Here is an 18,609-nt window from a genome sequence, read left to right on the forward strand (position 1 = left end):
TCAACAATGATACAAAGCTTGTAAATACTGTGGTTTAAATAACCAAGACTCTTTATAATCTACACTTATCTATAAGCGTATTTATTAATATTGTTTGTAAGTGAGTAGTTAAGTAGCTAAATATTAAGCAAACAAACTACTCTTTCTAAAAAAAGCTTATCACTCATAAAATTTCAGTTATAATGGACATTCTTCTGGGGTGTTTGTATGTGACTATGTCCCTGAGCCGATAAGTTTTACCTTAGGAAGTTGATTATTAGCTATTGTGCAAGCCCGGCTCGTATCGGGAAGCCTACGGTTGAAATGATACTTCCGCCCTGAACACACGGTGTTCAGGACTACGGTTTACTGCGGCACTCTGGAAGAGCCTTCCTAATATATATAATTTCAACAACACTTAAGAATAAACTTCCGCGCCACCTATAGAAAAGCACACGGTATTCAGACTACGGTTTACTGCGGCACCCTGAAAGAACCTCTTTATATTAGTTAAGTAGTAATAGGTAATCAAAACAAATTTCCGCGCTATCTCTAGAAAAGCACACAATGTAGAATAGTATGGTCAACTTCGCTACCTAGGTAAAAATTTTCTCCTTATACTTATAAGTAGACAATCTAATAACCACTGGCAAAATGAATGGTTATTTGTAATATAAACTCTTACTTTTATTATTCCCTTTAATTATTTATAAATTGATAGTTTACAGTCGTTAAATATTACCTTTAATTAAACGTGTTCAAATAGGCTTGAAGTTATTATTTAAGCTGCTATATTGGGCCTATGAAAACACCTATTTCAGTATTTTATTATATTTTATTTTTAGGGAGCTTCGCCCTAAAATTCCCCGTTTAAACGAGCGTACCTTTACGCTCGTCTGTATTTCCAGATAAAAACTAAACACACAGCATTTATTTAATGGTTCTTTTTTAAGTTCGCTTAATAAAGAAGGCTTAATTGTATCCATATTTTCTAGATCTGTTTATTTCATAAAATATTTAGCTAACTCATTATAACTATCTAAGGAGGGTATTTTATTTGATTTATTTTCTATAATTTTTAGTTTTTTGCAAAAAACATACGTAATTAATCTGTAATTTATTATTAGGTGATAATATGTCTAAAAATGAAAAGAAAAAGCCCGTATTAACGTTAAAAGAAAAACGTAAATTGAAAAAAGAATCAAATACTACTCAAGTAGTAAAACCGAGAAAAAGAAAAGGTTAAATTTACTGGGCGCCAATTGTAGTGGCGCCCTTTTATTTTCTTTTCCACAAAATAACGTCAACGACCGCTGATTCGCTAACGACTACTCAATTGAGTACCTTTCTCTATTTTATATACCCTGCCTCAACAAAAAGTAAATTTAATAAAAAGTGCATAAACCCCATAAATTACTACGTAAACAGTTGTAAAATAAATAAATTTCATATTTTTCATTATAAATTTAATGATTTATACTTTAAAAGATTAAAGCCATTTAGACGTCTAGGCGTAAAAAAGATAGAAAAGTGATTCCTATAATAGTAAACTGCATCTATATATTGTATTAATGTTAATTTTTATCTTTTTTATCTACTTTTTAAATAACTATTTACTAAGCGAGATAGGTTAAAGATTTAAACTGTTGAGGTTTTATGTCTACACACTTTTTTACTTCTGAGTCCGTTTCTGAAGGACACCCAGATAAAATTGCCGATCAAATTTCTGATGCGGTTTTAGATGCTATTATTGCGAAAGATAAATTTGCACGTGTTGCGTGCGAAACAATGGTTAAAACTGGCGTTGCTATTATTTCTGGAGAAGTAAGTACTAATGCATGGGTTGATTTAGAAACCATTACTCGTAATGTTATTAGTAATATTGGTTATACATCTTCCGATGTCGGCTTTGACGGTGAAACTTGCGGCATTATGAATTTAATTGGTCAGCAGTCACCAGAAATAGCGCAAGGTGTTGATCGCAGTAAGCCGGAAGATCAAGGCGCTGGAGATCAAGGATTGATGTTTGGTTATGCTACCAATGAAACTGAAACGTTAATGCCTGCACCATTATATTATTCTCATCGTTTAGTTGAACGTCAAGCTGAAGCCCGTAAATCGGGTATTCTTCCTTGGTTACGTCCTGATGCTAAATCACAAGTAACCTTTATCTATGAAAACAATAAACCTGTGGCAATTGATACTGTTGTTCTTTCAACTCAGCATAACCCTGATATTAAACAAGAGGATTTAGTTGATGCAGTTATGGAAAATATTATTAAGCATGTGCTTCCTGCTGAGTTGTTAACTAAAGATACTAAATATCACATCAACCCAACAGGCCGCTTTGTTATTGGTGGCCCAGTAGGCGATTGTGGCCTAACAGGTAGAAAAATTATTGTTGATACTTATGGCGGCATGGCGCGTCATGGTGGTGGTGCTTTCTCAGGTAAAGATCCATCAAAAGTGGATCGTAGTGCAGCATATGCTGGTCGTTATGTTGCTAAAAATATTGTAGCAGCAGGTTTAGCTGATCGTTGTGAAATTCAAATATCATATGCTATAGGTGTTGCTAAACCTACATCAATTTCTATCGATACCTTTGGTACAGGTAAAGTAGGCGAAGAACGCTTAGTTGAACTTGTTCGTGAACACTTTGATTTGCGTCCTTACGGCATTACTAAAATGTTAGATTTATTACATCCTATGTATCAACAAACAGCTGCGTATGGACATTTTGGTCGTGAACCTTTTGAAATGACTGTAGGTGACGATACATTTACTGCATTTAGTTGGGAAAAAACGGATAAAGCTGATGATTTAAGAAAATCAGCTGGAATTTAGTTAAAAGCTTTATTCATTAAAAACTGAAACAAAGTAATAAAACCAGCACTTGTGTATAAGCAGTGCTGGTTTTTTGCTTTTCTCCATTGAAAAACAAATATAGTACTAAATAGTTCATAGGGAGTATTGTTTTTATCATTTATGCCCTTATCTTTTAACTATATAGTCCCATACATTAATTAGTATTAACCAGCATGCCTAAAACACGTATTTACCAAGATAGTGAGCTAACTTTAAATGACACAGTGAAATTATCTGATGATGCCTTCGGTCATATTGTCAGAGTGTTACGTTTATCAGAAGGCGATACTGTTGCCCTGTTTAATGGTAAGGAGGCTGTACAATACACCGCCCAATTAGTCGATGTAAAAAAGAAAGAAGCAAGTGCAAAAATCATCGAACAAAAAGTAATAACAAATGAATCTCCAATAGATATTCATTTAGGGCAAGGTATTTCTCGTGGCGATCGTATGGACTACACTTTACAAAAGTCAGTAGAACTAGGGGTTAGTAAAATTACGCCATTATTTACTGAGCGTTGCGGAGTAAAGTTATCAGGTGAGCGTTTAGCAAAAAAACATGACCAATGGCAAAAAATAGTCATTAGCGCTTGTGAACAAAGTGGTCGTTGCATAGTGCCAGAAGTTACAGAACCTATGTATTTAGAAGATTGGTTAGCACAAGAAACCAACTCGCTTAAATTAAACTTACACCCTAAGGCTACACATTCTATTATGACATTACCCGTTGATAGCACTGAAAATGCGCTTCAGGTTAGGTTATTAATAGGTCCTGAAGGTGGATTAAGTGATGAAGAAATAAGCAAGGCGAATACAGCTGATTTTCAAGACATATTACTTGGTCCTAGAATTTTAAGAACAGAAACTGCGGCACTAACCGCAATAACGGCATTACAATGTCGTTTTGGTGATTTAGCATAAATCATTACCAAGTTACTTAACTAAATAACATACAGATAGGATATAAAATGACAATAGAACAACCTAAAACCATAAAGCTCGGTATCGTAATGGATCCTATCAGTGAAGTTAAAGTAGCTAAAGACTCTTCTATGGCGATGATGCTAGAAGCACAGAAGCGTGGCTATGAAATTTACTATATGGAAATGAAAGATTTATATCTAGATCGTGGTCAAGCTCGTGCAAATACTCAGAGAATAAAAGTATTTGATGACGCTAATCATTGGTTTGAATTAAGCGACCAACAGGATATTCCACTGAGTGATCTTGACGCGATTTTAATGAGAAAAGATCCTCCTTTTGATACTGAATTTATTTATGCCACTTATATGCTTGAGCGTGCAGAAGTAGAAGGTACATTAATCGTCAATAAACCACAAAGTTTACGTGACTGTAATGAAAAGTTATTCACTGCTTGGTTTGCAAACCTAACTCCTCGTACTTTAGTTACCAGAAATGATGTTCAAATTCGCGCTTTCCATCAAGAATTAAAAGATATTATTATTAAGCCACTAGACGGCATGGGTGGCTCTTCTATTTTTCGTATAAAAGAAGATGATGCCAATGTAGGTGTCATCATAGAGACCTTAACTAATCATGGGCAACAGTACGCGATGGTACAAGAATATATGCCTGAAATAGTTGAGGGTGATAAACGTATTCTTATTGTTAACGGTGAACCAATGCCTTATTGCTTGGCCCGTATTCCTGCTCAAGGAGAAACTCGTGGTAATTTAGCTGCAGGTGGCCGTGGGGTCGCACGTCCGTTGAGCCCTAGCGATAAGCTCATTGCCGACACTATTGCGCCAGCGCTTAAAAAACGCGGTTTATTCTTTGTTGGTCTAGACGTTATTGGTGATAAGGTTACTGAAATTAACGTCACTAGCCCAACGTGTATACGTGAAATAGAAGCAGCTTACCCCATTAATATTAGTGGTAAATTAATGGATGCTATTGAAGACAACATCCGTAAAAAATAAACTTAATATTTTACTCTTATCAATTTAGATAAAATATTATTTAGCATATGTAGTGTAAACTTTCTGTTTAAAACAATCTATAAAAGGTAAATAGATGAAAAGCTTAGAGAATCAATTTTTAATTGCTATGCCATCATTAGCCAATGACTATTTTAATAAAACCGTAACTTACATTTGTGAGCATAATGACCAAGGTGCTATGGGCTTAATTATCAATATGCCAGTCAATATCACCTTACATGATTTATTAAAGCAAATTGAAGAGAATGATCGAGAAGAAAGCAATAAAAATATCGCCAACCAGAGCACTGATGATGCATCTGAACAATCACTTGCACATCCCCCTATGTCTGAAACAGATAACGATAGCGACAACATCTTAGTAGATATCAGCTTAGAGCAACCCGTACTTTCTGGCGGTCCTATATCTCAGAACCGTGGTTTTGTTTTACATCAAACACAACCGGGTTGGAAAAGCTCTTTAGCGTTAAGTGAAGACATAATGATCACCACCTCGAAAGATATTTTAATGGCATTAGGTACAGATAAAGCACCTGAGCAATTTATGGTAACCCTAGGCTATGCCGGTTGGGGTCCAGGCCAACTTGAGTCGGAATTAAAAAGTAACGCTTGGCTAACAATTGATGCTGACAGTGATATTTTATTTAACACACCAATTGAACTACGTTGGAAAAAAGCGACACAAAAACTCGGAATAGATATTGCGCATCTTTCTTCTGAAATTGGCCATGCATAATGACTAAAAAAATAACAAAAGAAATAGGTCAACGTACCATTATTGGTTTTGATTTTGGTAAAAAGTATATTGGTGTAGCTGTCGGTCAAGAAATCACAGGATCTGCTTCGCCATTAGGATCGGTTAAGGCGACTGATGGAATTCCTCATTGGGATTCCTTATCAGTATTTTTAACAGAGTGGCAACCAGATTTAGTTGTTGTTGGTTTGCCTCTTAATATGGATGGTAGTGAACAACAATTAACGAAAGATGCTCGAAAATTTGGTAATAGACTTGCTGGACGCTTTGGCTTAAAAGTCGAATTTCAAGATGAAAGACTGACGACAGCTGACGCAAAAGAACAATTATTTGCACGTGGTGGCTTTAAAAATTTGAAAAAAGATAATATCGATGCAGAATCGGCAAGGCTAATTATTGAAAGCTTCTTCGAGCAAAGCTATCAATAATAGCTATTCAATAACTCACTAGTTTACTTAACAGTTAGCGACTTGAATAAACATCAAGAATAAGATAAATGTTCTTCAGCTATACTGATATCTTTGTATAAAAACTTTGTTGAAATACTTAGCTGGCAAACCTTACTAAAAAACTATACTGATGGTAATCAAATGACTACACAAAAACACTTCTCGCACGTTAATGGAAAAATGCTAGTAGAAGATATTCCACTTAGCGATATAGCAAAGCAAGTAGGCACACCTTTTTACTGTTATTCAAATACAGCTATTAGCGAAAATTATAAAGATTACCAACAAGCATTCTCTACGGTATTGCCTGATCAAGACACACTTATTTGTTACGCAGTTAAAGCAAATGGAAATCAAGCCGTTTTATCAACATTAGCGAAATTAGGCTCAGGTGCAGATGTTGTATCAATAGGTGAAATAAGCCGAGCACGTGCCGCAGGTATTCCAGCGAATAAGATTGTTTATTCCGGTGTAGCAAAAGTTGAGCCGGAAATAGAATATGCATTAAACGAAGGTATTTTTCAATTTAACGTTGAATCAGAGCCAGAGCTAGAACTCATCAGCCAAGTTGCTGTTCGTCTAAATAAAGAAGCCGCTATTGCCTTTCGTATAAACCCAGATGTTTGTGCGAATACGCACGCTAAAATTTCTACCGGTAAAGCTGAGAATAAATTTGGTGTCCCTATTAGTAAAGCTCGCATTGCATACAATAGAGCGGCTTCGCTTCCTAATATAAAGGTACAAGGGGTTGATGTTCATATTGGCTCCCAACTTACCAAACTTGCTCCTTTTGAAGAAGCTTACAAGCGTATTGCCCAGTTAATTATTGATTTAAGAAGTGATGGTCATAACATTAGCGTTGTTGATATTGGCGGTGGTTTAGGTATTACCTATAATGATGAAGTGATTCCAAGTAAAAAAGAATATGCTTCAATAGCCAAAAAGCAGCTAGGTCATTTGAATTGTAAAATAATAATTGAACCAGGACGCTCTTTACTCGGCAATGCCGGTATTTTAGTTGCTAGCGTTGTGTATGTTAAAACAGGTGAAGAACGCCAATTTCTTATTTTAGATGCAGGCATGAATGATATGATCCGCCCAAGTATGTATGAAGCTCATCATGAAATTTTGGCAGTTGATCAAAGCCAAACTGCACTTAAAGCGTATGATGTGGTTGGCCCTGTTTGTGAAACAGGTGACACCTTTGCCAAAGCACGCCAAGTGCATGAGTCAAAATCAGGTGACTTAATTGCTATTATGAGCTGCGGAGCTTATGGAGCAGTAATGGCCTCCACTTATAATACACGTATGCTAGCACCCGAAATTATGGTAAAAGGATCTGACTTTGCCGTTGTCAGAGCACGACCTAATTATGATGAAATCATAAACGCAGACTCTGTGCCTAGTTGGGTATAACGATAAGTTACCATGTAAATACAGCTAGAAAAATAAAGTTCAATAAAGAGATAAGTTACGTAACATTAAATATTAGTAGACTGTTTCGTAACTCATCCATTGCAACTATCCTTTTGTAGCTAAAAGTCTCATCTAGGCTATTACAATGATTAAAATACGCAACAAACATCATCAAGCATACAAGTAACAACCCAAACATTTTTGTAACCAACACGATTCAGTTGTTCTGCAGCAAATGTAGCTCTAGCTCCTGTAGCACAATGAATAAAAATAGCTAAATTCTCATCTGGATACATTTGCAACATTTTCATTTCTAACAATCCGCGAGGGATATTAATAGTACTATCTCCTGACCTTTCAGCGAACTCTGCAGGCTCTCTCACATCAATAATAATACCATTCTCAAGCTTGCATTTTACTACAGCATCGGCTGCAGTTATGGTATTAAGTGATTGTCTTGCCTGAGCAATAACTTCAGGAATTGTTTTTAACATATTTATATCCTCAATTAAATTTTTTACTCTATTAATGGTTATCTACATTCAGTATTACTGTCTTTCAAACCTAGCTTTTTTAAAACAATCATCATTAAACACCACTTGCTGAATGCGGATTGTAATAAATTAAAACCAATAAACGCAGTAAACCATACCCAATTTGGGGAGTGATATTGTGTAAGCAGTAATGAAACTAGAATCATTACGCCTACGATCAAACGAAATACATCATTCACTGTCATGATCTTATCCTTGTAATCTCTATAGCGGTTATCACTTTTTATCAAATATATTTTCTTAATATAAAACAACCTTTAAATTAGATTATACTAAATTAACTTTATCTTATATAATGTATATTAGCCTTTACTAAATTAAAGTACAATAGTAGACTAAAATAAAATTAACGGATGAAATTTGTACAAAATATGAAAGCAGATCAAAAAAAGTTACTGGAAAGTGCGCAGCATGTTTCAACAATACTTAAGCAACTTTCTAACCCTTATCGATTAATGGTGTTGTGTTGTTTAGCTGATGGCGAGCTAACCGTTGGAGACTTGAATGAACAAATAGATTTATCACAATCGGCACTATCACAACACTTAGCAAAATTAAGAGAAAGCGAAATAGTAGCAACTAGACGCGAATCTCAAACAATTTATTACCGAATTGCCAATCAAAAAATATCGTATTTATTAGAAGTTTTACAAAAACAATTTTGTGAAGATATCTAAGTTATCGTCATTGCTTCTATCGAAGGAAAGTTAACTAAACATGCAAACACCAAGCAACTTTACATCGACATTGCTAAGAAAAACATTAAACAGCAAAGTACCTTTTATCTTGCTAATGCTATCTATAATCGCCGGCATAATGGCATTGAACTATACGCCACGCGAAGAAGAGCCACAAATTGTGGTACCCATGATAGATATTATAGTTAGTGCCCCAGGGGTCAATGTTCAGCAAGTAGAACGACTCGTCACAACACCGCTAGAAAAATTATTATCACAAGTAACTGGGGTTGAGCATGTTTATTCAGTTACCAACAATAGCCAAACTATAGTCACTTTACGATTTCACGTTGGCGAAAACCGTGAAAAAGCATTACTTAATACCTACAACAAACTTCACTCCAATACAGATAATATTCCCTCTATTGTCAGTAATTGGCGTGTGAAACCCATAGAAGTAGATGATGTACCTATTGTTATGCTCGGTTTATGGAGTAGCGATAGTGAAACAGTAGACGACTACAGTTTACGTCGGTTAGCTGAAGAAGTTAGCACCTTCTTACAAGCGATAGAAAGCACAAGTGAAGTGAATATTGTTGGCGGGCGCTCAAGAGAGATTCAAGTCAATTTAAACCCTGAGCAAATGACTGCCAGAAAAATAGCAATGAACGAGGTATTGAATGCGATTCACTCTTCAAATGCTTTACAGCATCATGGCAATATTACTTTAGAGAACCAATCTTTTCGTCTTGAAAGTGGTGATGTTTTCAGAGACATAGAAACGTTAAAACAAACGCCTATTAATGTTATTGATGGCAGTGTGGTGCTACTTAAAGATATCGCGACTATTATCGATGGACCTAGCGAGCAAAATAATTACACTTGGATTGACTTCGCTAACGAATATCAACAAGAGCACTATTCTCCTAAGAACCGTTCATCAGAAGCAATAAAATTTCCTAATAATGGTGATCACCCTCTTGTGACTATCAGTGTTGCCAAACAACGTGGTAGTAATGCTGTAAAAGTAGCACAAGCAGTGCATGATAAAATTAATGAGCTACAAAAAACGATATTTCCAGCAAATGTTCATGTACAAACTTTACGTGATTATGGTGAAACTGCTAACGAAAAAGTAAACAACCTCACTACAAGTTTAGCGTTTGCCGTATTTACCGTTGTCGTTTTTATTGCTGTTTTTTTAGGTTGGCGCTCGGCTGTTGTCGTAGGTTTAGCAGTACCTATTTGTTATGGCATAACCTTATCGCTAGATTTACTCTTTGGTTACACTATTAATCGCGTGACGCTGTTCGCTTTAATTCTTTCATTAGGTTTACTCGTTGATGACCCTATCACGGGTGTTGATAATATTGAACGTTACTTAAAAGAAAAACGTGGCTCTTTGCAAGACAAAATTGTCGGTGCAATAAACGAAATTCGCGTGCCTTTATTAATGTCGACATTAACCATAGTGCTAGCCTTTGTGCCACTCGCTTTTATCACTGGTATGATGGGCCCTTACATGGCACCGATGGCCTTTAATGTACCACTAAGTGTTATTAGCTCTACTTTAGTCGCTTTTTTAGTAACACCTTGGTTAGCCTCAAAATTTATCAAACCGAAAACAGCGACCAATTTAGCGATCGCCGATAAAGGTAATCAAGGCTTTGAACAATTTTATCGTCGTATACTAACGCCTTTATTAGATAACAGGAAAAAAGGTAAATTTGTTTTATGGCTAGTATTAGGACTGTTTATTATTGCTGCCATGCTACCTGTATTAAGGTTAGTACCACTTAAACTGCTCCCCTTCGATAATAAAAATGAAGTACAAATTATTATTGATATGCCAGAAAGCGCTACCTTAGAGCAAACCGCTACCATAGCAAAAACAGTATCAAATAAAGTGCAGCAATTATCTGAAGTAAAGGCGATCGCCGCTTATGTTGGTACATCTTCGCCTATCGACTTTAATGGTATGGTTCGACAATATTATCAACGACAAACTCCTTACATGGCTGATTTGCGAATAATATTACTTGATAAAACAGAGCGAGAACATCAGTCTCACGCGATTGTTTTAAGATTAAGAGAACATTTAAAATCCATTAACACCTCGCTTTTTAAAGAAAATGATATTCAAATAAAAGTAGTCGAAGTTCCCCCAGGACCACCAGTATTAAGTACATTAGTTGCTGAGTTATATGGTGATGAATTAACGCAATACAGTGAATTACAACAAGCAGCAAGCATAGTTAAAAAACGCTTAAAGCAAGAACCTCATGTGGTCGAGGTAGACTCTACTGTGGGTGATGACCAACCAAGATTACGCTTTATTACCGACAAAACCAAAGCAGCCTTATCAGGTATTTCAACACAAAATATTAACCAAGCTATCGCTGTTGCTAATAATGGCACTGTCGCGGGGTACTTACATGTTAACGAAGAAGCAACACCACTGGCCATTAATATTAAGCTTCCCATTGAGCAAAGAGAAACACTTGCCGATATTTATCGATTAACCATTAAAGGGCAAGCAGGCATAGTACAACAAACCACACCTCAAGGAATTGATATTGCACCTCAATCATTGGTATCGCTCGGAGAATTAGGTCAATTTGAGCAAGGTATCAGTGACAAAGTAATATTACATAAAGATTTAAGACCTGTGGTTTATGTCACAGCTGATATTTCCGGTAGAACCCCTGCTGCAGTGATTGCCGACATTAGTAGCGATCTACATTATCGTAATATCGAGGACAATATAGAGGAGAACTCCCCTGCTCCAGCTCAATCAAACGACTGGCAGAATCGTACTTTCTTAACAAGTGGTAGTGGTAACGCTTGGTATTTGCCTGACAATATCCACTTATCTTGGAGCGGTGAAGGTGAATGGCGTATAACCATTAGAGTATTTCGCGATATGGGTATTGCCTTTGCTTTTGCATTAACTGCTATATTTATTGTGTTAAGAATACAGACAGGCTCAGCAGCATTATCTGGCATTATCATGTCAGCTATTCCATTAACGGTTATTGGCATAATGCCAGGCTTTTTCATGCTAAACCAATTTGGTGAACGTACCATTGCCAATGCACCTGACTCAGTATTGTTTACCGCAACAGCCATGATAGGCATGATAGCGTTAGCCGGTATTGTTGTACGTAACTCTTTAATTCTCATTGAATTTATTACTCAAGCACGAGATAGAGGCGAGTCAATAAAAGAAGCATTAATTCAGGCGGGTTCAGTACGTATGCGCCCAGTATTATTAACAGCAGGTACAACGTTATTAGGCAATTTAATTATAACATTAGACCCTGTATTTAGTGGCTTAGCCATTGCTATTATTTTTGGCATCATCTCATCCACAATATTTACTTTATTGGTTGTCCCTATTGTTTACTTGTTAGTTTTTGACAATGAAAATCAACAACAATCATCAAACCATTCATCATTAGAACAACCAAATAAAGCGGTTATCTAGGAAAAAATATGACTAAAATTACCTCTCCAACAAATAATCAAAAAAATGTTAATAAAAGCACAGTAAAAAAACTACTACTGCCTGTTATCGCTCTGTTCGTGCTACTATTAATGGTCGCTTGGCTCGCTGGTTCATTTGATAAAAAAGTAGCTCCTTCGCTGAACAAAGATATCAATCAAGCGTCCAATCTCGCTAATTTTGATAAAACCAACACTTATACAGTCATTGAGAAATCTGAAGCGATATTCGAACCAGTTGCAGCCAGCGTAGAAGCAAAACAAACCACTATTATTTCATCACGTATGCTAGCTCGAATAAATACCATTGCTGTGAGAGCGGGTGATAAAGTAAAAAAAGGTGATTTATTAGTTGAGCTTGAACAAAGCGATTTACAATCACAAGTACTACAAACAAAGCAAAACATTATTGCCTTACAAGCACGCTATAAAGAAGCTAAACAGAACTTTGAACGCTCAGAAGAATTACTGGCAAAACAACTTATTTCGACATTTAATTTTGACAAGGCTAATGCGGATTACCAAAGTATTGTCGCTGAGCTAACCGCAGCCGAACAAAGGTTATCCCAAGCAGAAACTACGCTAAGTTATGCAACATTAACTGCGCCAATAAATGGTCTCATTGTTGATCGCTTTGCACAACCTGGCGACACTGCACAAGCCGGTGCTAAATTATTATCATTATATAACCCGTTACTATTACGTGTAGAAGCACAAGTACGAGAGCAATTAGCGCTAACCTTAACTCTTGAACAGAAAATTGATATTGAATTACCCAGTATTAACAAAACGATTACAGGTGAAATAGAAGAAATAGTACCTGCCGCGAATACAGGTTCACGTAGCTTTTTAATCAAAACACGCATTAAACATAATGAACACTTATTACCTGGCATGTATGCTCGTATGTTGATACCTGCTGGAGAGCAAGTAAGCCTAACGGTTCCATTAAATAAAATATCTCATGTTGGACAACTCGATTTTGTTTGGCTGAATGTGAATGGTACTGTGCAACGTCGTTTTGTGCGATTAGGTAAAATACAAGCCAATAATATGGTTACGGTCATTTCAGGGTTACAAAGTGGTGATGTAGTATTTACCCCGCTCTCTAAATAATATTGGCTTAATGTTAGCCAATACTCTCATCATTTTGAGTAGTATTGGCTACTTAAATACAGCGGGAGCAAAAGCAAAGTAGTCTAGCCCTTGATAACATCTAGGTAGTTACTTAAAATAGCCTACAACTTAATCTTTACCTCTTGGGATTCCCATGGCATTACCAGATAAATTTATATTCTCAATGAACCGCGTAAGTAAAGTGGTTCCGCCCAAACGTACCATTTTAAAAGATATTTCTCTCTCATTCTTCCCCGGTGCTAAAATTGGTGTTTTAGGCCTAAATGGCTCAGGTAAATCAAGTCTATTACGCATTATGGCAGGAATAGATAAAGAGTTTGAAGGTGAAGCAAGCGCATTAGCCGGAACAAAAATTGGTTATTTGCCGCAAGAGCCACAGCTAGATGAAGAAAAAACCGTTCGTGAAGTGGTTGAAGATGCAGTAGCTACTGTTAAAAATGCATTAAAACGTTTAGATGAAGTGTATAACGAATATGCAGAAGAAGGCGCTGATTTTGACGCACTAGCCAAAGAGCAAGGTCAACTTGAAGATATTATCAATACACAAGATGGGCATAATATTGACAATGTGCTAGAACGAGCGGCTGACGCTTTACGTTTACCACCTTGGGAACAAAAAATATCAGTACTTAGTGGTGGTGAACGTCGTCGTGTTGCTTTATGTCATTTATTATTACAAAAACCAGACATGTTGTTACTTGATGAGCCAACCAACCATTTAGATGCTGAATCAGTTGCTTGGTTAGAGCGTTTCTTACATGATTACCCTGGAACCGTTGTTGCGATCACCCATGATAGATATTTCCTTGATAATGTCGCCGGTTGGATCTTAGAGCTAGATAGAGGTGAAGGCATTCCTTGGGAAGGTAATTACTCTTCATGGCTTGAACAAAAAGATGCACGTTTAGCCCAAGAAAGTAAAAGTGAAAATGCCTTACAAAAAACCATTAAACAAGAACTAGAATGGGTACGTTCTAATCCCAAAGCACGTCAAGCTAAAAGTAAAGCTCGTATGGCACGCTTTGAAGAACTAAATAGTCAAGAAAATCAAAAACGTAATGAAACAAATGAGCTTTATATACCACCAGGTCCACGTTTAGGTGATAAAGTTTTAGATGTGCATAACCTTAAAAAATCGTTCGACGGTCGAGTATTAATTGACGACTTAAGTTTTAGTATTCCAAAAGGCGCGATAGTTGGTATTATCGGCGCTAACGGCGCAGGTAAGTCAACTCTATTCAAAATGATGTCAGGTACAGAACAACAAGATTCGGGTACAATTGAAATTGGTGAAACAGTAAAGCTTGCCAGTGTTGATCAATTCCGTGATGACATGGATGATAACAACACCGTTTATCAAGAAATTTCTGAAGGACATGATATTTTAGAAATTGGCACATACCAAATACCAAGTCGTGCTTATTGCTCGCGCTTTAACTTCAAAGGTAATGATCAGCAAAAATTTATAAAAGACTTATCTGGTGGTGAGCGTAACCGTGTTCATTTAGCTAAATTAGTTAAAACTGGTGGTAATTTATTATTATTAGATGAGCCAACCAATGATTTAGATGTTGAGACATTGCGTGCTCTTGAAGAAGCTATTTTAGAATTCCCTGGTTGTGCTATGGTGATCTCTCATGACCGTTGGTTCTTAGATAGAATTGCTACGCATATTTTAGACTACCGCGACGAAGGTGAAATTAACTTCTTCGAAGGTAATTTTAGTGACTACGAAGCTTGGTTGAAGAAAACATTAGGTGCTGCAGCAATTGAGCCTCACCGTATCAAATACAAAAAAATCGGTTAAATATTTGCCACACTTAAAGATACATGCGTTAAACATGTATCTTTAAGTGCCTTTTGTTTAAAAGACAGCTATGCTGAAACTATAATTCATAACGATAATAAGTTTACATGGACAATAGACGACAATTCACCCGAGTATTATTTTCAATTAAAGCAGAGCTAAACATTGAAAATAATAGCTATCCGGTCTCTATACACGATATATCTCTTAAAGGTGCATTAGTGACTTTAGTAGAGCCTAAACAATCACTCAAAGAAAAGTTAGGCACGCTAACGTTTTTCTTATCTGACGGTGAATCTAAAGTTACTATGGATATTATCGTAGTTCACGAGCAAGAAAGCGAAATAGGGTTACACTGTGATGCTATCGATATAGACAGTATTACCCTGTTACGTCGCTTGATTGAGTTAAATCTAGGTGACAGTCAACAACTTGATAAAGAATTAAATCAACTTTCCCGAGTAGTATAGTACATTATCATTATTCACAAACTCCGTATTTAAGGATTCCTATGAACCATATTGTAATTTCATGTATTGGTGCAGACCAAACGGGTATTGTAGACACCTTGTCTAATGTTATTAAAGAGCATCAAGGTAACTGGCAAGTAAGTAGCTTACATCATTTATCTGGTTTTTTTGCCGGTGTAATAGAAGTTGCAGTGAGTGTAGATAAAACTCAAGCCTTAGTGACAGCACTTAACAATATTGAAAGTTTACATTGTAAAATTGAAATAGCTCACTCTGTTTCAGAAAAAATAAACGCTAACCTAACACTCGAGTTAACCGCAAATGACAGAGCAGGTATTGTACAAGAAATATCGTCTGTAATTCACCTTCAAGGCGGTAACTTAGTTAAACTAGTAAGCTCGCAAGCAAGTGCTGCTCATACGGGGCAACTAATGTTTAATGCTAAAGCTCACATTGCAATAAAAGCAGATGATGTAGATACACTAGTGGATGCTTTAGAAAATATTGATGATGACTTAATGGTTGATATTGCCAGAGCTTAACTGCGTTAATTTAAAGCTAAATTAACGCAGTTAATAAAAAAACATTAAATAAAAATGGTTAAGATAGCGTGATAAATTCACAGGAAAGGGCTTAATAATAGAATACTATTAAGCCCTCTAATAAATAGCAACTTAATACCTGTTTAATACGTACTCTTTTAGCAATGCTTGTACTGAGTAGGACAATACCCCCGAGAGACATCGGCACTGCGAAGTTTTATATGCTTTGTTGCACGCCCAGAAACACGAGAACGCCAAAGTTTAAAACTACCCAACTTTAAATGACTACGCATAAAGCGAATAACGTCAGACTCATTCAAACCAAATTGTAGCTCTATCGCCTCAAACGGCGTTCTATCTTCCCACGCCATTTCAATAATTCTTGATTCACTTTCTTGAGATAATTTCATTGAGTACCCTTTATTTGTCAACAGAGTAAACATACGTACATTCTACACTTTTAGATCAAAAGGGAGTCATCTTAAACCGAGTTCAAGTTAAGTTACCAGTCGAGGGGAAATACAGTGGTAATATAAGCTATCAATTTAATGAATAAATTTTTTTAGCCGTAATGATGAGAAAAATCCTTTTATTTTAATTACAACTTTTGCCTCACTAATTAGTAGTGCTACAAGCTTAAAATAAGATGATACTTGTGGAAGAGCTTAGCCAGAATGTGTCTTCTCACTAGTTGAGCGTAGTTTTATATTTGTATAAAGACAAACATAGGGGTGCTGAAAATAACAGACTCCTGATAAAAATTGAGTAATTAAACTTAGCTAAAACTCATCATTAAAGGAGTCTAATTATCTTATTACCTATTTGAGCATTGTCATATTGTTATATCAAGCTATTACAATAGGTATATTGAGTATATTTAGAGTAGCTGTTCAGCTAATTTACGTTTAATTTAGAAACTTCAGCAACACTTTTCTTTGTTGAGTTGAAGCTACCTTCAATTACTGCACCCTCTTCAATACTGATAATTTCATGTTGGATGTCGCCATGCACCTTAGCACTTTTTTCAAGGACAACCTTTCTTGCCTTGATCGTACCAACGACTTTACCTTTAATAATCGCTTCATCTGCCACAATAGAGCCTTCAACCCAACCATCATTGCCGACGGTCAAATGATTGATATTGATATCGCCTTCTATTTTCCCTTCTAATTGCATTACGCCTTGGCTTGAAACATTGCCAACGATAGTTACATCTGAGCCTATGATTGAAGGAATAGCATTATTTGAAGTTTTTTTCATATTTGTTTCCACTTTAGTATCTTTGGTTACTTTCGTATCTTTAGTATCTTTGGTTACTTTAGGCGATATAATTTTAGAGAACATCTGTCAGAGCCCTTATCAATTTTACTGGATTAATCTGCTTTTTATCGAAGATAACTTCATAATGTAAATGAGTACCTGTGCTACGTCCGGTGCTCCCCATTAACCCGATAATATCATCTTTATCAACTTGCTGTCCTTTTTTTACTTTGATGCTGTGTAAATGACCATAGCGTGTCGTAAAGCCATTTTTATGGTCAATTTCAATAAAAATACCATAACTACCATTACGACCTGCTCGACGAACAATACCGTTAGCAGGAGAGTATATTTTAGTTTTTGGCCAGCCAGCCATATCAATGCCTTTATGCATTGCAGGACGAGTCATCATTGGATCACTTCGAATACCAAAATGGCTCGATATATAATATTTTTTTGCTGGAAATGCTCTAGGAACGTTACTAAGTGCCTCTTCAATATTAAGCAGAGAGACAAGTTTATTTAGTAAACTTTGATTATCGGCAGACATAGAGTCGAGAGCTAGATCACCTAAAGGTCCACCCTGCGCTTGTCTCGTCATATTTTGCAGTAACATATCAGGAGAGATCCCTGTTGACAAAACAGCGTTTGTCAACACTTGTTGTCGTTGACTAATTTGCTGAGCAAGCTGAGCCCGACTACTTACCTGATAATTTATAATATTTTCCAGCCTAACTTTTACGTTCTCTATACTATCCAGTACAACATCCGTTTGTTGGTTCGCTTTAGCTGTAGGTTTTTCACTTCCATCCTTCAATTCTGTATTTAAGATCTCAGACGATTTAATATCAGGACTTGTTTGGCTGGTTTGTTTTTCTGGTAGTACTAATGACATTGAATCAAGAATATTTTGTAAAAACTTTTGCTGCTTTTCTACTTGTTCTAGTTTTAATACCAGAGCGTTTTGCTTTTCTTGATAAGTTAATGATAACTGATTCAGAGAGTTTCGAGATTCACCTAGCTCATTTTTAGTTAATGATATTTTGTCATTAAGCGTAAAATATTCCAAACTAGAAAAGGCTAACCAAACAATACAAACGCATAAAACAACTACAAAGCTAAACTGCAGACGGGCAGAAGCGCTAATATATTTAATTTCACCGTCTTGACGAATTAATAATTGTCGACGCGGAAAAAGGTTCTTATAAATTTGTTGTATTTTTTTGAGCATGAGT

17 protein-coding genes and 1 other RNA gene are annotated in these 18,609 nt (G+C 36.1%); 13 read left to right on the forward strand and 5 right to left on the reverse strand.

The window, feature by feature from the left end:
* The first annotated feature begins 188 nt into the window (after positions 1–188).
* The 7 genes from ssrS (at position 189) to lysA (ending at position 7,423) form a co-directional block, all read left to right on the forward strand.
* A non-coding RNA gene (ssrS, locus tag KO509_RS00060) (6S RNA) lies at positions 189–369 on the forward strand.
* Between the two features lie 1,266 nt (positions 370–1,635).
* Positions 1,636–2,823 (forward strand): methionine adenosyltransferase, encoded by a 1,188-nt coding sequence (gene metK / locus KO509_RS00065; RefSeq protein ID WP_215971245.1) that lies wholly within the window; start codon positions 1,636–1,638, stop codon positions 2,821–2,823.
* Between the two features lie 194 nt (positions 2,824–3,017).
* Positions 3,018–3,764 (forward strand): 16S rRNA (uracil(1498)-N(3))-methyltransferase, encoded by a 747-nt coding sequence (gene rsmE, locus KO509_RS00070; RefSeq protein ID WP_215971246.1) that lies wholly within the window; start codon positions 3,018–3,020, stop codon positions 3,762–3,764.
* A gap of 47 nt (positions 3,765–3,811) precedes the next feature.
* The gene (gene gshB, locus KO509_RS00075; RefSeq protein ID WP_215971247.1) at positions 3,812–4,783 is read left to right on the forward strand and encodes a glutathione synthase; all 972 of its coding nucleotides are present in this window, start codon (positions 3,812–3,814) and stop codon (positions 4,781–4,783) included.
* Between the two features lie 94 nt (positions 4,784–4,877).
* Entirely contained in the window at positions 4,878–5,540 is a 663-nt protein-coding gene (locus tag KO509_RS00080; RefSeq protein ID WP_215971248.1) for a YqgE/AlgH family protein, read from the forward strand.
* On the forward strand, positions 5,540–5,986 hold the full coding sequence (gene ruvX, locus KO509_RS00085; protein ID WP_159818804.1) for a Holliday junction resolvase RuvX: 447 nt from the start codon (positions 5,540–5,542) through the stop codon (positions 5,984–5,986). Before KO509_RS00080 ends, ruvX begins: the two co-directional genes overlap by 1 nt.
* 162 nt (positions 5,987–6,148) lie before the next feature.
* Positions 6,149–7,423, forward strand: a complete 1,275-nt coding sequence (lysA, locus tag KO509_RS00090; RefSeq protein WP_215971249.1) for a diaminopimelate decarboxylase — start codon at positions 6,149–6,151, stop codon at positions 7,421–7,423.
* Positions 7,424–7,572: 149 nt separating this feature from the next.
* Here the strand turns inward: lysA and KO509_RS00095 are convergent, their stop codons facing one another.
* Positions 7,573–7,917 carry a rhodanese-like domain-containing protein gene (locus KO509_RS00095; protein WP_215971250.1) on the reverse strand — a complete coding sequence of 115 codons (345 nt, stop codon included), beginning with the start codon at positions 7,915–7,917 and terminating at the stop codon, positions 7,573–7,575.
* A 38-nt stretch (positions 7,918–7,955) separates the two neighbouring features.
* A complete protein-coding gene (locus tag KO509_RS00100) occupies positions 7,956–8,162 on the reverse strand; it encodes a DUF2892 domain-containing protein (RefSeq protein WP_215971251.1) in 207 nt (68 codons plus the stop codon).
* Positions 8,163–8,348: 186 nt separating this feature from the next.
* Between KO509_RS00100 and KO509_RS00105 the strand changes: the two genes are divergently transcribed.
* The 6 genes from KO509_RS00105 to KO509_RS00130 all read left to right on the forward strand — a co-directional run bounded on the left by KO509_RS00105 (position 8,349) and on the right by KO509_RS00130 (position 16,114).
* Positions 8,349–8,654 carry a metalloregulator ArsR/SmtB family transcription factor gene (locus tag KO509_RS00105; RefSeq protein ID WP_215971252.1) on the forward strand — a complete coding sequence of 102 codons (306 nt, stop codon included), beginning with the start codon at positions 8,349–8,351 and terminating at the stop codon, positions 8,652–8,654.
* A gap of 40 nt (positions 8,655–8,694) precedes the next feature.
* The gene (locus KO509_RS00110; RefSeq protein WP_215971253.1) at positions 8,695–12,141 is read left to right on the forward strand and encodes an efflux RND transporter permease subunit; all 3,447 of its coding nucleotides are present in this window, start codon (positions 8,695–8,697) and stop codon (positions 12,139–12,141) included.
* An 8-nt stretch (positions 12,142–12,149) separates the two neighbouring features.
* Positions 12,150–13,274: an efflux RND transporter periplasmic adaptor subunit gene (locus KO509_RS00115; protein ID WP_215971254.1), complete on the forward strand. Its 1,125-nt coding sequence runs from the start codon at positions 12,150–12,152 to the stop codon at positions 13,272–13,274.
* Between the two features lie 154 nt (positions 13,275–13,428).
* Entirely contained in the window at positions 13,429–15,102 is a 1,674-nt protein-coding gene (ettA, locus tag KO509_RS00120; RefSeq protein ID WP_215971255.1) for an energy-dependent translational throttle protein EttA, read from the forward strand.
* 107 nt (positions 15,103–15,209) lie between these two features.
* Positions 15,210–15,572: a PilZ domain-containing protein gene (locus tag KO509_RS00125; protein WP_215971256.1), complete on the forward strand. Its 363-nt coding sequence runs from the start codon at positions 15,210–15,212 to the stop codon at positions 15,570–15,572.
* A gap of 41 nt (positions 15,573–15,613) precedes the next feature.
* Positions 15,614–16,114: an ACT domain-containing protein gene (locus KO509_RS00130; protein WP_215971257.1), complete on the forward strand. Its 501-nt coding sequence runs from the start codon at positions 15,614–15,616 to the stop codon at positions 16,112–16,114.
* A 158-nt stretch (positions 16,115–16,272) separates the two neighbouring features.
* Here the strand turns inward: KO509_RS00130 and KO509_RS00135 are convergent, their stop codons facing one another.
* The 3 genes from KO509_RS00135 to KO509_RS00145 form a co-directional block, all read right to left on the reverse strand.
* Positions 16,273–16,524: a TIGR03643 family protein gene (locus tag KO509_RS00135; protein WP_215971258.1), complete on the reverse strand. Its 252-nt coding sequence runs from the start codon at positions 16,522–16,524 to the stop codon at positions 16,273–16,275.
* Positions 16,525–17,008: 484 nt separating this feature from the next.
* The gene (locus tag KO509_RS00140; protein WP_252727307.1) at positions 17,009–17,458 is read right to left on the reverse strand and encodes a polymer-forming cytoskeletal protein; all 450 of its coding nucleotides are present in this window, start codon (positions 17,456–17,458) and stop codon (positions 17,009–17,011) included.
* A complete protein-coding gene (locus KO509_RS00145) occupies positions 17,448–18,605 on the reverse strand; it encodes a M23 family metallopeptidase (RefSeq protein WP_215971259.1) in 1,158 nt (385 codons plus the stop codon). Before KO509_RS00145 ends, KO509_RS00140 begins: the two co-directional genes overlap by 11 nt.
* Positions 18,606–18,609: the final 4 nt, after the last annotated feature.

The organism is Colwellia sp. C2M11 (assembly GCF_018860915.1).
In the GTDB taxonomy this organism is placed as follows: Bacteria; Pseudomonadota; Gammaproteobacteria; order Enterobacterales; family Alteromonadaceae; genus Colwellia.

Coding starts and splice junctions, on each gene's coding strand:
- metK (WP_215971245.1), top strand. CDS start 1,636: ATGTCTACACACTTTTTTACTTCTGAGTCCGTTTCTGAAGGACACCCA.
- rsmE (WP_215971246.1), top strand. CDS start 3,018: ATGCCTAAAACACGTATTTACCAAGATAGTGAGCTAACTTTAAATGAC.
- gshB (WP_215971247.1), top strand. CDS start 3,812: ATGACAATAGAACAACCTAAAACCATAAAGCTCGGTATCGTAATGGAT.
- KO509_RS00080 (WP_215971248.1), top strand. CDS start 4,878: ATGAAAAGCTTAGAGAATCAATTTTTAATTGCTATGCCATCATTAGCC.
- ruvX (WP_159818804.1), top strand. CDS start 5,540: ATGACTAAAAAAATAACAAAAGAAATAGGTCAACGTACCATTATTGGT.
- lysA (WP_215971249.1), top strand. CDS start 6,149: ATGACTACACAAAAACACTTCTCGCACGTTAATGGAAAAATGCTAGTA.
- KO509_RS00095 (WP_215971250.1), bottom strand. CDS start 7,917: ATGTTAAAAACAATTCCTGAAGTTATTGCTCAGGCAAGACAATCACTT.
- KO509_RS00100 (WP_215971251.1), bottom strand. CDS start 8,162: ATGACAGTGAATGATGTATTTCGTTTGATCGTAGGCGTAATGATTCTA.
- KO509_RS00105 (WP_215971252.1), top strand. CDS start 8,349: ATGAAAGCAGATCAAAAAAAGTTACTGGAAAGTGCGCAGCATGTTTCA.
- KO509_RS00110 (WP_215971253.1), top strand. CDS start 8,695: ATGCAAACACCAAGCAACTTTACATCGACATTGCTAAGAAAAACATTA.
- KO509_RS00115 (WP_215971254.1), top strand. CDS start 12,150: ATGACTAAAATTACCTCTCCAACAAATAATCAAAAAAATGTTAATAAA.
- ettA (WP_215971255.1), top strand. CDS start 13,429: ATGGCATTACCAGATAAATTTATATTCTCAATGAACCGCGTAAGTAAA.
- KO509_RS00125 (WP_215971256.1), top strand. CDS start 15,210: ATGGACAATAGACGACAATTCACCCGAGTATTATTTTCAATTAAAGCA.
- KO509_RS00130 (WP_215971257.1), top strand. CDS start 15,614: ATGAACCATATTGTAATTTCATGTATTGGTGCAGACCAAACGGGTATT.
- KO509_RS00135 (WP_215971258.1), bottom strand. CDS start 16,524: ATGAAATTATCTCAAGAAAGTGAATCAAGAATTATTGAAATGGCGTGG.
- KO509_RS00140 (WP_252727307.1), bottom strand. CDS start 17,458: ATGTTCTCTAAAATTATATCGCCTAAAGTAACCAAAGATACTAAAGAT.
- KO509_RS00145 (WP_215971259.1), bottom strand. CDS start 18,605: ATGCTCAAAAAAATACAACAAATTTATAAGAACCTTTTTCCGCGTCGA.